The organism is Streptomyces sp. NPDC056480 (genome assembly GCF_042795405.1).
Taxonomy (GTDB): domain Bacteria; phylum Actinomycetota; class Actinomycetes; order Streptomycetales; family Streptomycetaceae; genus Streptomyces.
Genome location: NZ_JBHTSA010000015.1, coordinates 88,151 through 101,037, shown reverse-complemented (window position 1 = coordinate 101,037; position 12,887 = coordinate 88,151). Strand labels below are relative to the sequence as shown.

The 12,887-nt window shown below is 71.5% G+C and carries 11 protein-coding genes; 7 read left to right on the top strand and 4 right to left on the bottom strand.

The window, feature by feature from the left end:
* Window positions 1-53 precede the first annotated feature (53 nt).
* The gene (locus ACFQ79_RS10080; RefSeq protein WP_383580960.1) at window positions 54-1,424 is read right to left on the bottom strand and encodes an MFS transporter; all 1,371 of its coding nucleotides are present in this window, start codon (window positions 1,422-1,424) and stop codon (window positions 54-56) included.
* A 296-nt stretch (window positions 1,425-1,720) separates the two neighbouring features.
* On the bottom strand, window positions 1,721-2,782 hold the full coding sequence (locus ACFQ79_RS10075; RefSeq protein ID WP_383580958.1) for a helix-turn-helix domain-containing protein: 1,062 nt from the start codon (window positions 2,780-2,782) through the stop codon (window positions 1,721-1,723).
* Window positions 2,783-2,941: 159 nt separating this feature from the next.
* Here ACFQ79_RS10075 and ACFQ79_RS10070 point away from each other — a divergent pair, with 159 nt between their 5' ends.
* The 7 genes from ACFQ79_RS10070 to ACFQ79_RS10040 all read left to right on the top strand — a co-directional run bounded on the left by ACFQ79_RS10070 (window position 2,942) and on the right by ACFQ79_RS10040 (window position 9,839).
* Window positions 2,942-3,910 (top strand): alpha/beta hydrolase, encoded by a 969-nt coding sequence (locus ACFQ79_RS10070; protein ID WP_383580956.1) that lies wholly within the window; start codon window positions 2,942-2,944, stop codon window positions 3,908-3,910.
* Between the two features lie 91 nt (window positions 3,911-4,001).
* On the top strand, window positions 4,002-4,730 hold the full coding sequence (locus ACFQ79_RS10065) for a GPR1/FUN34/YaaH family transporter (protein WP_383580954.1): 729 nt from the start codon (window positions 4,002-4,004) through the stop codon (window positions 4,728-4,730).
* A gap of 77 nt (window positions 4,731-4,807) precedes the next feature.
* Window positions 4,808-6,700, top strand: coding sequence for an amidohydrolase (locus ACFQ79_RS10060; RefSeq protein ID WP_383580952.1), 1,893 nt, complete (start codon window positions 4,808-4,810; stop codon window positions 6,698-6,700).
* Between the two features lie 194 nt (window positions 6,701-6,894).
* Window positions 6,895-7,494 (top strand): hydrolase, encoded by a 600-nt coding sequence (locus ACFQ79_RS10055; protein WP_383580972.1) that lies wholly within the window; start codon window positions 6,895-6,897, stop codon window positions 7,492-7,494.
* Window positions 7,495-7,510: 16 nt separating this feature from the next.
* A complete protein-coding gene (locus ACFQ79_RS10050) occupies window positions 7,511-8,029 on the top strand; it encodes a DoxX family protein (RefSeq protein WP_383580950.1) in 519 nt (172 codons plus the stop codon).
* Window positions 8,030-8,088: 59 nt separating this feature from the next.
* Window positions 8,089-8,940 (top strand): alpha/beta fold hydrolase, encoded by an 852-nt coding sequence (locus ACFQ79_RS10045; RefSeq protein WP_383580948.1) that lies wholly within the window; start codon window positions 8,089-8,091, stop codon window positions 8,938-8,940.
* Between the two features lie 26 nt (window positions 8,941-8,966).
* Window positions 8,967-9,839, top strand: a complete 873-nt coding sequence (locus ACFQ79_RS10040) for an alpha/beta hydrolase (protein WP_383580945.1) — start codon at window positions 8,967-8,969, stop codon at window positions 9,837-9,839.
* A 69-nt stretch (window positions 9,840-9,908) separates the two neighbouring features.
* Here the strand turns inward: ACFQ79_RS10040 and ACFQ79_RS10035 are convergent, their stop codons facing one another.
* Window positions 9,909-10,877 (bottom strand): helix-turn-helix domain-containing protein, encoded by a 969-nt coding sequence (locus ACFQ79_RS10035; RefSeq protein WP_383580943.1) that lies wholly within the window; start codon window positions 10,875-10,877, stop codon window positions 9,909-9,911.
* Window positions 10,878-11,097: 220 nt separating this feature from the next.
* The gene (locus ACFQ79_RS10030; protein WP_383580941.1) at window positions 11,098-12,606 is read right to left on the bottom strand and encodes a glutamate synthase subunit beta; all 1,509 of its coding nucleotides are present in this window, start codon (window positions 12,604-12,606) and stop codon (window positions 11,098-11,100) included.
* Between the last annotated feature and the right edge of the window lie 281 nt (window positions 12,607-12,887).

Here is a 12,887-nt window from a genome sequence, read left to right as displayed (position 1 = left end):
GGGCCCTTCACGGATGTCCTGGAACGGACGTCCTGGAAAGAACGCCCCGGGACTCAGGCGTCGGCGCCGACCTTGGCGTCGGCGGTGGCGGTCCGCTCCTCGATCTCCCCGAGGTCGCGGTCCCGGGTCTCCTTGGCACAGGCGATGGCGACCACGGTGAGCAGCGCGGCGGCGATCACGTACAGGGCGATCGGAGTCGAGTTCCCGTAGTCGGCGAGGAGCGCCGTCGCGATCAGCGGGGCGGGCGCGCCGGCGGCCACGGAGGAGAACTGGGCGCCGATGGAGGCACCGGAGTACCGCACCCGGGTCGCGAACATCTCGGAGAAGAAGGCGGCCTGCGGCGCGTACATCGCACCGTGCAGGACCAGGCCGACCGTCACGGCGAGCAGCAGCGAGCCGAAGGTGCCCCGGTCGATGAGCGTGAAGAACGGGAACATCCAGGCACCGACGCCGATCGCGCCGATCAGGTACACGGGACGGCGGCCGAGGCGGTCGGAGAGCGCGCCCCAGAGCGGGATCACCGCGAAGTGGACGGCGGAGCCGATGAGGACGGCGTTCAGCGCGGTCTGCTTGGAGAGCCCGACCTGGGTGGTCGCGTAGACCAGGATGAACGCGGTGATCACGTAGTACGAGATGTTCTCCGCCATGCGGGCGCCCATCGCGATCAGCACGTCCCGCCAGTGGTGCCGCAGCACGGCGACCAGCGGCATCTTCTCGACCTGACCGGCGACGGCCTTGCGCTCCTCGGCGGCGGCGAGGGCCGCCTTGAAGACGGGCGACTCGTCGACGGAGAGCCGGATCCAGAGGCCGACGATCACGAGCACACCGGAGAGCAGGAAGGGGATGCGCCAGCCCCACGAGGCGAAGGCGGCGTCGGAGAGCAGCGCGGTCAGCGCGGACAGCACACCGGTCGCGAGCAGCTGGCCGGCCGGCGCGCCGGTCTGCGGCCACGAGGCCCAGAACCCGCGCCGCTTGGCGTCCCCGTGCTCGGACACCAGCAGGACGGCCCCGCCCCACTCACCACCGAGCGCGAACCCCTGCACGAGCCGCAGCACGGTCAGGAGCACCGGAGCCGCGGAGCCGACGGTCGCGTGCGTCGGCAGCAGCCCGATGGCGAAGGTGGCGCCACCCATCAGCAGCAGGCTGAGCACCAGCAGCTTCTTCCGCCCGAGCCGGTCGCCGTAGTGCCCGAACACCAGCGCCCCGAGGGGCCGCGCGGCGAAACCGACGGCGTACGTCAGGAAGGACAGCAGGGTCCCGACGAGCGGATCGGACTCGGGAAAGAACAGCTTGTTGAACACGAGAGCGGCGGCGGACCCGTACAGGAAGAAGTCGTACCACTCGATGGTGGTGCCGATGAGACTGGCGGCGACGATCCGCTTGAGGGAACCGGGTGGCGTCGGGGAGGGTGTTGCGGCGGCCATGTGCACCACTTCCAGGCAGGTACGGGGACGATTCGGTGTCGCCACACCGTAGGAAGCGGCAGGTCAGGGGCGTATGTGGTGGGACACCATAGTTCGACGCCGCCGCATCCGCCCAACCGCCATGGCCACCCTTCGTGGCCTCGCGGTTCCCCGGGATTGCCGAGCCAGTGTCTGTCCGAACTGCGCCGAAGGGGGATGATATGGGACCACCGTCGGGACTCCCGTGCTGACTCGGTGCTGACTCGGTGCTGACTACGGTGAGTGGAACCTGTGCAGCCGAACTCACTCCGAAACGATCAGTGATCGACCGGAGGGGTTCGGTGGCGACGCCACTCGCTCGGGGTGGTTCCGTAGGCAGCACGAAAGCGCCGGGTGAAGTGGCTGGGGCTGGCGAAACCACAGTGGGCCGCCACGGCGGCGACGGGCAACGCGGCGGTACGCGGGGAGGCCAGGAGGCGGCATGCCGCTTCCAGTCGCTCGGCGATGAGCCATTGTTCGAGTCGGATGCCCGCGCGTCCGAGCACGACGTACAGCTGCCTCCTGGAGATGGCGTGCTGTGCGGCGATGCGTTCGGGCCCGAGGTCGGGGTCGGTCAGGTGGCGGCGCGCGTACGCCATGATCCGGGTCACCAGGGAGTCGTCCATGGCCGCCCTGACCCGCTGGTCCCGCTCGTCGTGTGCCGCCGAGGTCAGCAGGGCCCGGGCCCGGACGAGTTCGGTCGTGGCGTTGGCCAGGGCGCCGGCAGCAGGGTCTGCTTCCACGTGGCACGGCTGCCGGAAGAGCGAGCGCACGTGCCCCAGCAGCAGGTCGTGCAGCGGGCTGGCCCGGAGCTGCAGGGAGGCCCGCACCACCGTTTCGACCGGCAGCCCAAGGTGGTCCATGTCGACGGTGATCGCCTGTGAGGCACCGTGTCCCGACCAGCCGTAGGTGCGTGGTGCGAGTTCGTGGAAGACGCAGATGTCCTCGGGGCCCAGGCTGAACTGCCTGCCTGCCTGTTCGGCCCGGTGGACGCCGCTGCTCTGGAGCGAGATCGACACCACGGGACGGTCCCGGTGATGGCGCACATGTTTGGCCGTACGGCGGACCTCGAGCCCTGAGCTCCGTATGTCGAAGAGGTCCAGGCTCCCCACTCGCCAGCCTTCGATGCGGGCGCTGATCTCCGTCTCGCACTCCTCGTGGACGATCTCGTTCGGCACGGAGTCGTCCGTCATCGCGTGGTGGAACGCGTCCGCCCTGTCGCGCGGCGCGAAGTCCTCCAGGTCCAGCAGCAGCACGAACCAGCCCTCCAGCACGGTCTCCGGGTGCGGCGGCGCCCATCCTCCCGGGAGCACCGGGTACCCGATTGCCCTCCCGTGCACGGGTCTGTTCTTTCCGTGCCCTCACGGCAGAAAGCCCTGCGTCGAGGGGCAGCAGGCCGGCACGCACAGGCAACCGGGCCCCTCGCCCGGCCCCTAGGTTCGGACGTGCGCCGCCTCATCCGAGCGGCGTGCCCCCCGATCCGCAGAGAGGTCCGATCCGTGACTGACCACCCGTGTGTCGCGCCGGTTCTGGAACCGCAGGCCGCCGCCTTCGCCCAAGCGACCGGGACGCCGCCGTTCCTGTTCCAGCTGCCCCCGGCCGAGGGCCGCAAGGCCGTCGAGGACGTGCAGTCCGGCGACGTGGAGCTGCCCGCGGTCGACGAGGAGTGGGTGACCGTCCCGGGCGGCCCGACCGGCGAGGTACGGGCCAGGATCGTGCGGCCTGCCGGTGCGCGGGGCGACCTGCCCGTGATCGTCTACGTGCACGGTGCCGGCTGGGTCTTCGGCAGCGCCCACACCCACGACCGTCTGGTGCGTGAACTGGCGGTCGGCACCGGTGCCGCGGTGGTCTTCCCCGCGTACGACCTCTCCCCGGAACACCGCTACCCGGTCGCCGTCGAGCAGGTCTGGACCGTCGCCCGCTGGGTCGTCACCGATGGCGCAGGACACGGACTGGACGCCACCAGGATCGCGGTGGCCGGCGACTCTGTCGGCGGCAACATGAGCACCGTACTGACTCTGCTCGCCAAGGAGCGCGGCGGTCTGACGCTCGCCCACCAGGTGCTGTTCTACCCGGTCACCGACGCCGGCTTCGACACCGACTCCTACCACCGGTTCGCCGAGGGCTACTTCCTGCGACGCGACGGCATGCAGTGGTTCTGGGACCAGTACACCACCGACGAGTCCCAGCGGGCCGAGATCACCGCCTCACCGCTGCGGGCCTCCGTCGAGCAGCTCACCGGCCTTCCCCCGGCACTGGTGATCACCGCCGAGGCGGACGTGCTGCGCGACGAGGGCGAGGCCTACGCCGCCAAGCTGCGGCAGGCCGGCGTCGCCGTGACCGCCGTGCGCGTCCAGGGCGTCATCCACGACTTCGTCCTGCTGAACGCGCTCCGCGACACCCGGGGCGCCGAGGTGGCCATCGCGCTGGCCATCAACGCCCTGCGCAAGGCCCTCGCCGGCCGCTGACCCCGAGCAGCGGCGAGCGGGGACCGGAGGGACACCACGGGGCGGGTCTCGGCCGCCGGCCGCACCTGTGCCCACCGCGAGGAGAGAGCCCATGGCCAGCAGCGACACCAACCCCGAGGGGCCCGCGGCCCCGATGCGGCCTACCGGAGGCCGCCACCACGAACCTGATCTGCGCGGCATGACCCGTATCACCCTGCGGCCCATCGCCTCGCCGATGCCGCTCGGCTTCTACACCGTGGCGATCGCCTCGACCATCGTCGGCTGCCTCCAGCTCGGTCTGTTCGAGGACGGCGCCGAGCGCGCCGTCGCCCTCACGATCCTTCCCGCGTTCATCCTGCAACTCCTGGTGGGATTCCTTGCATTCGGTGCCCGGGACGTCCTGGCGGCGACCCTGATGGCCTGCTTCTCCGGGATGTGGCTCGCCAGTTCGCTGGTTCTGGCCACCCAGCCGCCTGGCGGTGCCCGGGTGCTGGGCGTGCTGAACCTCTGCTTCGCCCTCTTCGCCCTGTTGATGGCGAGCGTCGCCAAGCCCAAGCGGGCGTTGTGGCTGGTGTTGTGCACCGCAGTGCCGCGCTTCTCGGTGGCCGCCGCCGCCAACCTGACCGGCGTGCACTGGCTCGCCGGCGTCTCCGGCGCGCTCGGCCTGCTGCTGGCCGCGGTCGCGATGTACGCCGCCTTCGCCCTGATGCTGGAGGACATGCGCGGCCAGGAAGTACTGCCGATCGGCCGCACCGGCCCTGCCCGCCAGGCCGTGCACGGCGACCTGACGGTCCAACTGCGCAACCTCGAACGCCACGCGGGCGTCCGCCGCACCCTCTGAACCGCCCGTCAGACCCGAACAGCACGCGGCACATTCCCGACCCCCCGTTCCGTGACACCACCGAGAGCGAGACATCCATGCCCACGATGCCGGTCAGCGGCGTCATTCCCGCACCCGGCAGCGGAGACGGCGCCGACCTCGTCCTCCGCAACGCCAGGATCCACACCGGCGATCCGCTACGCCCTGCCGCCACCGCGCTCGCCGTCCACGCGGGCCGCATCACCGCTCTCGGCGACGATGCCGAGGTGGCCGCCCACGTAGGGGCGCGCACCAGGCTCGTCGACGCCCTCGGCCGCCGGGTGGTCCCCGGCCTGAACGACTCCCACCTGCACGTCATCCGCGGCGGCCTCAACTACGTGCTGGAGCTGCGCTGGGACGGCGTCCCCTCGCTGCGCCAGGCGCTGGCGATGCTGCGCGAGCAGGCCGGGCGCACGCCCAAGGGGCAGTGGATCCGGGTGGTCGGCGGCTGGTCGGCCGAGCAGTTCGCCGAGCGGCGGATGCCCACACCAGCCGAGCTGAACCAGGCCGCTCCCGACACCCCGGTCTTCGTGCTGCACCTCTACCAGTCGGCGATCCTCAACCGGGCCGCCGTCCGGGCCGCGGGCTTCACCCGGGACACCCCGGACCCGCGCGGCGGCCAGATCGTCCGCGACCGCGACGGCCGACCCAACGGGGTGCTGCTCGCGGCGCCGAGCGCGCTGATCCTCTACTCCACCCTCGCCGCCGCGCCGACCTTGGAGGCGGCGGACCGCAGGGTCTCCACCCGGCATTTCCTGCGCGAACTCAACCGATTCGGCATCACCTCCGCCGTGGACGCCGCCGGCGGCTTTCAGAGCTTTCCCGACAACTACGCCACCGTCATCGAACTGGCCCGCGACGGCGAGCTGAGCGTGCGGATCGGCTACCACCTCTTTCCGCAGACCGCCGGGCAGGAGATCGCCGACCTCACCCGCTGGGTGGAGAGCGTGCGGCCCGGGGACGGCGACGCCTGGCTGCGGCTCAACGGCGCCGGGGAGAACCTGACCTGGGCCGCGGCCGACTTCGAGAACTTCTCCGAGCCACGTCCCCACCTGTCCGGGTACGAAGGCGAGTTCGAGCAGGCCGTGAGGCTGCTGCTGGAGCACGGCTGGGGGTTTCGGCTTCACGCCACCTACGACCAGACCATCCGGCGCGACCTCGCCGTGTTCGACAAGCTCGCCGCCGAGGGTCTGTTCCCCGGCGGCAACCGCTGGCTCTTCGACCACGCCGAAACGGTCACCCCCGACAGCCTGGAGCGGATCGCCGCACTCGGCGGTGCGATCAGTGTCCAGAACCGGATGTCCTTCCAGGGCCAAGCCTTCACCGACCGCTACGGCCCGCAGGCCGCCGCCGGCGCCCCGCCGCTGAAGGAGATGCTCGCCTCCGGCATCCCGCTGGCGGCCGGCACCGACGCCACCCGGGTCTCCTCGTACAACCCCTGGGTCGCCCTGCACTGGCTGGTCACCGGCCGCACCGTCGGCGACCTGCGCCTCTACCCGCCGGACCGATGCGTCTCCCGCGAGCGCGCCCTTGAGCTGTACACCCGCGGCGGTGCCCGGATCACCGGCGAGGACGACGTCAAGGGCGTCCTCAAGGAAGGCTGGTATGCCGATCTCACGGTCCTCAGCCACGACTTCTTCGACGTGCACCAGGACGACATTCCGCACATCGAGGCCGTCCTGACCGTCGTCGGCGGCCGGATCGTCTACGCCGCCGGCGAGTACGAGGGCCTCGACGAAGCCCTCCCGCCGCTCAGCCCGGTCTGGAGCCCGGTCGCCCGCTTCGGCGGCTACCAGGCCACCCCGCCGCCATCGTCGCGCGGCGTCCGCCAGGCCGCTCTCCTGGCGGAGGCGGTCGCCGCCGGCGAGGAGCACCGGAAGTGGAGGGCCGCCCGTGGCCTCGCCGCCCCCGAGGAGCGGCCCGCCGCCCTTGACCCCTGCTTCGGCCCCTGACCCGAAAGATCCTGACCCGTCACGGGCAGCGATTCGCCCGCTGCCTCGCGCACCCCTCACCCACCGTTCACACCAGCTCGCACCCCTCACCCACCATTCACCCCAGAAGGGAACCCCTCGTGTCGGACTTCAACTTCGACCTCGACGCCGTCACCGCCGCGCCCAGCCGTGACCTGCTCACCCCCGACAACGCGATGATGCTGTTCGTCGACCACCAGCCGCAGATGTTCTTCGGCGCCGCCAGCGCCGACCGCGTGGCCGTCGTCAACGCCACCGTCGGCCTGGCCAAGGCCGCCCGGGCGTTCGACGTCCCCGTCGTCCTGTCCACCGTGGCCGCCGCCTCCTTCTCCGGTCCGATCCTGCCGCAGCTGCGCGAGGTCTTCCCCCAGCACGACATAGTCGACCGGACCTCCATGAACGCCTGGGAGGACGAGGCCCTCGTGGAAGCCGTCAAGGCGACCGGCCGCCACAAGATCGTGCTCAGCGGCCTGTGGACCGAGGTGTGCCTGGTCCTGCCCGCCCTGTCCGCGCTCAGTCAGGGCTACGAGGTGTACGTCGTCGCCGACGCCTCCGCCGGCGTCACCCCGGCCGCCCACGAACACGCCATCCAGCGGATGACCGCCGCCGGCGCCGTCCCCGTCACCTGGCTGCAGGTGCTTCTGGAGCTCCAGCGCGACTGGGCCCGCACCGAGACCTACGACGCCACCACCGACGTGGTCAAGGAGCACGGCGGCGCCTACGGCCTGGGCATCGTCTACGCCCACACCATGGTCGACCCGCACGCCGCCGGCTGACCGGAGCCCTTCGATCATGGACACCGACACCGGACTGCTCCTGTTGCGCCTCCTGACGGGTCTGCTGATCGCCGCCCACGGCGTGCAGAAGGTGAGCTTCCTTCTGGGCGGCAGCGGACTGGACGGCGGCACCGAGGAGTTCCGGCACGACGGCTTCCGCGGCGGGGCGCTCACCGCCCTCGCCGCAGGAGCCGGCCAGATCGGCTCCGGCCTGCTGCTGGCCTCCGGAGCCCTCACCCCGCTCGCCGCCGCAGGAGCCATCGGCGTGATGACCGTCGCGCTCACCGTCAAGTGGCCCAACGGTCTGTGGGTGCAGCACGACGGCTACGAATACCCCCTCGTCCTCATCGGCATCGCCACCACCCTCACCCTCACCGGGCCCGGCCGCCTGTCCGTCGACCGTGCCCTGGGACTGTCCCACTGGCCCGCCTGGTCCGCTGCGGCCGCACTGGCCACGGGGGTCGTCGGCGGTCTGGCCGTGCGCGCCCTGCTGCACCACCCGTCCACGCGCCAGGCGCCGCCGAGCTCCCCGTGACCGCATCCGAGTCGAGCACGCCCATGTCCGCGCCCACGTCCCCGGAAGGGTCCTCCCTCATGACCGGCCGTCCGCTGAGCCGACGCCACACCATCAAAGGCGCCGTCGGCGCCGCCGCCGTCCTCACCGTCGCCCCGGGCACCGGGGCCCCACCGGCCGCGGCGTCCGACGGATCCGGCGCCGAGGCAGCCGGGGCCGTGAAGGCGAGCGTGGTCCTGGTCCACGGCGCGTTCGCCGACGCCGCAAGCTGGAACCCCGTCACCGAACGGCTCCAGCACCAGGGCCACCCGGTGATCGTCGCCGCCAACCCCCTGCGCGGCCTCACCCACGACGCCGCCCAGGTGGCCGCCCGGCTCGCCACCGTCCCCGGCCCCGTCGTCCTGGTCGGCCACTCCTACGGCGGCGCCGTCATCACCCAGGCCGCCGCCACCGCGCCCCACGTCAAAGCCCTCGTCTACATCGCCGCGTTCATCCCCGACACCGGAGAAGTCCTCGGCGAACTCGCCGCCCGATTTCCCGGCTCCCAGCTCGACGCCGCGCTCACCCCCGTCCCCGTTCCCGGCCCCGACGGCGCCACCGCGACCGACCTCTACCTCCGCCCCGACCGCTACCACGACGTCTTCGCCCAGGACGTCGCGCGTCCCACCACCCGGGTCCTGGCCGCCGGGCAGCGCCCGCTCAGCGCCTCCGCGTTCACCGACCGGGTGAGCGGCGCGGCCTGGCACACCGTGCCGTCGTGGACCCTGATCTCCACCCGGGACCGGGGGATCGTCCCCGAACTCCAGCGGTTCCAGGCCGTCCGCGCCCGGTCCCGGACCATCGAGGTGCCGACCTCCCACCTGCCGATGTACAGCAGGCCCGACGCCGTCGCCGCACTGATCCGCTCCGCCTCCCGCACCGTCCACCCCTGACACTCGCCGTCTCCAAGGAGCCCCCCGTGCCGTCCCCCGAAGCAACCCCCTCGTCCACGCGTGACCTCGCCCAGGTCGAGGCGGCCAACGCCACCGGCCGCGTACCCGTCGTCTTCATCCACGGCCTGTGGCTCCTGCCCACCAGCTGGGACCGCTGGGCCACCCTCTTCGAACAGGCCGGCTTCGCCCCGGTCCTGCCGGGCTGGCCCGACGACCCGAACACCGTCGAGGAGGCGCACGCCCACCCGGAGGTGTTCGCGGGCAAGAGCGTGGGCCAGGTCGCCGACCATTTCGGCGACCTCATCGGCCGCCTGGACCGCAAGCCGGTGGTCATCGGCCACTCCTTCGGCGGACTCGTCACCCAGATCACCGCCGGACGCGGCCTGTCCCAGGCATCGGTGGCGATCGACCCGGCTCCCTTCCGGGGCGTGCTGCCGCTGCCGCTGTCCTCCCTGCGCGCCGCCAGCGCCGTGCTGGGCAACCCGGCCAACTACCACCGGGCAGTGCCGCTGACCTACGACCAGTTCCGCTACGCCTTCGCCAACGCCGTCAGCGAGGAAGAGGCCGTGCAGCTGTACGACACGTTCGCCGTGGCCGCCCCTGGCGAGCCGCTCTTCCAGGCCGCCGCCGCCAACCTCAACCCCTGGACCGAGGCGAAGGTCGACACCCACGCGGCCGGCCGCGGACCGCTGCTGATCATCTCGGGCGAGAAGGACAACACCGTGCCCTGGGCCCTCGCCAACGCCGCCTACAAGAGGCAGGCGCAGAACGAGCACGCCGTCACCGAGATCACCGAGATCCCCGGCCGGGGCCACTCCCTGACCATCGACAGCGGCTGGCACGAGGTCGCCGACACCGCGCTCACCTTCGTCCGCCGCTTCGTCGACCCGACCACCTGAGAGACCCCCGACCGCGAACCGGAGCGCGCCGGGCCCGCCCGGCACCGGCCGCCCCGCCCACCTGGGGTCTCACGGGCCGCCGACGCGCGGGTCCTCACCGCTGCCGGTGTGCATGGACCGCCAATCGTTGGGGGTGATTCCGAAGGCGTCCTTGAAGGCGCGACTGAAGTGGGCGGCGTTCGGGAAGCCCCACCGGTACCCCACGGCCGCGACCGTCCGGTGACGTGTCGAGGGAGCCACGAGTTCGGCACGGCAGCGTTCGAGTCGCTGCGAGCGCACCCACCCGCCCAGATGCACACCGTTGCGGGCCAGGACCTTGTACAGCTGGCGGACCGAGACATGGTGGTGGGCCGCGATCCGAGCCGGTGTCAGGTCGTGGTCACCGAGATGGGCGCGTACGTAGTCCATGACCCGCAGATGCAGCGTCTCGTCCGAAGCCTCGACGGCCATGCGGCGGTCACCGAGACGGGCCGCGATGAGCGCGCGCAGCAGTTCGATACCCGGTCTGCCTGCCGCGTCCAGGCTCTGGCCGGGAGACGCTGCCGGTCGGGCCTGCTGGCGCGCGATTCGCCGCAGACAGGTGGCGGTGAGGTCGGCCAGCGGGTCCCGGCGACTGAACAGCACCGCGGTGGCACGCTCCAGCAGCCCTGTCGGCAAGCCGAGTTCAGCACGCGGGATGCGGAAGTAGTGCTGATGTATCCCGTCCCTGTTCAGGAGCGTGTAGGGGCGGGTGGTGTCGTACATCACCAGGTCGCCGGGCCGCAGGACGGCCTCCCTGCCGTCCTGCACGACCACGCTGCTGCCGGTCACCTGCAGCCCGACGAACGCGCTCGGCTCCATGTCGTCCCGGGCAAGTGCGGGAGTACGCCGAACGGTGGTGGCGTTGGCGCGCACCGAGCAGACGGTCAACGGACCGACACGGCTGATCGCCCCTACCGTCCGGATCAGCCGCGGGTCGGGCTGATGGGTGATCTCCACCCGCACCACGCTGCTCCAGATCACCTCGCGAATCGCCTCCGCCCGCTCGCCAGGAGGCATGGCCGTACTGTCGATCAACATCTCTTGGTCGTCTCCCCCTTGTGCCGCTCGACAGGCTGGCACCTGAGCGAAGTCAAACGGGTGACGGCACCGGTGACAAGGCACGCCCTGACCGATCGTTTCATGGTGGGCCAGCGGTGGACGGACCCCCGCTGCCACCCGAGCGCGCCCTCACGGGTCTCCGCCCGTTCGAACGGCTCCGCACCCGCAACGCACCGTGCTAGATCAGAGGCCTGTCCGTGGCCGTGATGGGGGTGGGAAGGTCGCTGAAGCCCATCAGGTAGCTGTCCGCTGCCGCCGCGGCCGATCGGCCCTCGGCAAGGGCCCAGACGACGAGGGACTGGCCCCTCCCCGCGTCGCCCGCCACGAACACCCCCTTCGGAAGCGACTCGGCCGTCGGTTCCTGCGGGGCCGCCATACGTGCCATGAAGTCGGCGGTGCGAGCGAAGTTGCCGCGGTCGTCGGGGACGAGCCCGAGGCCGGCGGTGAGGCGCGTACCGTGCTGTGGGCCGAGGAACCCCAGCGCGAGCAGGACGAGTTGTGCGGGGAGGGCCTGCTCCGTACCAGGCCGTGGTGCTCTGTTTCCGGGCTCCACCTCGGCGAGGCACACCGCTCGCACGTGACCGGCCGTGTCGGCTTCGAACCGAACGGCCGTAGTGCCGAACCGTCTTGGATCGGCACCGTGGCGGTCCCGAGCCTCCTCGTGGGCGTGGGAGACGCGGTGGATTCCGGGATGAACCAGCGGCCACGGCTCGCCTTCCGATCGGCACGTGCTCCGCATCGGGTTGATGTCCACCTGAACCACGGACGCGGCGCCCTGGCGCAGCGCGGTGCCGAGGCAGTCGGCTCCGGTGTCGCCGCCTCCGATGATGACCACGTCCCTGTTCTCGGCTGTCACCGACGGCCGGGTGCAGTCGCCCTCATCCGTCCGGTTCGCCGCCTCCAGGTACTCCATGGCCTGGTGAATCCCTGTCAGTTCCCTTCCGAGAGCTGGCAGTTCGCGTGGCTGTGTCGCTCCGACGGCCACGATGATCGCGTCGTGTTCGTCCCTCACCGCGGCCACGTCCAGTTCGGCTCCGACGTCGACTCCGGGGCAGAACCGGGTGCCCTCCTCCCGCATCTGCCCGATGCGCCGGTCGAGTTGCCGCTTCTCCAGCTTGAAAGCGGGAATGCCGTAGCGGAGCAACCCTCCGATCCGGTCGGCTCGCTCGAACACCGTGACGCTGTGGCCGGCCCGGGTGAGCTGCTGCGCCGCCGCCAGCCCCGCGGGTCCTGAGCCGATCACCGCGACCGACCGGCCCGTCAGCCGCTGCGGCGGGCGGGCTTCGATGTGACCTCGCGCCCAGCCCTCGTCGGCTATGGCCTGCTCGACGTTCTTGATCGTGACCGGCTCGCCGGTGAGCGCGAGGACACAGGCGTCCTCGCAGGGCGCCGGGCAGATGCGCCCGGTGATCTCGGGGAAGTTGTTGGTCGCGTGCAGCCGCTCCGAGGCGCTGTACCAGTCCTCGTGGGCCGCGTACACGTTCCACTCGGGTATCAGGTTGCCGAGTGGGCAGCCTCCGTGGCAGAACGGCACGCCGCAGTCCATGCAGCGACGGGCCTGCCCGGCGACGAGCGGCAGAAGCGACTGGCCGGCGTACACCTCGTTCCAGTCCCCGACGCGTTCCGGGGAAGGCCTTGCGGGGACGGGATGCCGGGGTGTTCTGAGAAAGCCGAAGGGGTCGGTCATGACACCCCTCACGCACTGATCAGGGGTTCCTTGGGAGCCATCCCAGCGTACGCCCGAGACCCGACGGTGTGTCGCGGTGCGGGCAGCAGCCGTCAGCGGGGGTCGGAGTCCGCGGTCCGCCGGGCCTCGCGTACGGAGTGACATCAGGGCTCGGTCCACAGGGACAGGGTGCGAGGCCACGGGCATCTCGTCACGGACAGGGTGCGAGGCCGCGGGCATCTCATCCGTACCGCGAGCGGCTACGAATCCCTACTACAACATCCATTGCGGACCGTCCCACG

Coding starts and splice junctions, on each gene's coding strand:
- ACFQ79_RS10035 (WP_383580943.1), bottom strand. CDS start 10,877: ATGCCTCCTGGCGAGCGGGCGGAGGCGATTCGCGAGGTGATCTGGAGC.
- ACFQ79_RS10050 (WP_383580950.1), top strand. CDS start 7,511: ATGGACACCGACACCGGACTGCTCCTGTTGCGCCTCCTGACGGGTCTG.
- ACFQ79_RS10055 (WP_383580972.1), top strand. CDS start 6,895: ATGATGCTGTTCGTCGACCACCAGCCGCAGATGTTCTTCGGCGCCGCC.
- ACFQ79_RS10080 (WP_383580960.1), bottom strand. CDS start 1,424: ATGGCCGCCGCAACACCCTCCCCGACGCCACCCGGTTCCCTCAAGCGG.
- ACFQ79_RS10030 (WP_383580941.1), bottom strand. CDS start 12,606: ATGACCGACCCCTTCGGCTTTCTCAGAACACCCCGGCATCCCGTCCCC.
- ACFQ79_RS10045 (WP_383580948.1), top strand. CDS start 8,089: ATGACCGGCCGTCCGCTGAGCCGACGCCACACCATCAAAGGCGCCGTC.
- ACFQ79_RS10060 (WP_383580952.1), top strand. CDS start 4,808: ATGCCCACGATGCCGGTCAGCGGCGTCATTCCCGCACCCGGCAGCGGA.
- ACFQ79_RS10065 (WP_383580954.1), top strand. CDS start 4,002: ATGGCCAGCAGCGACACCAACCCCGAGGGGCCCGCGGCCCCGATGCGG.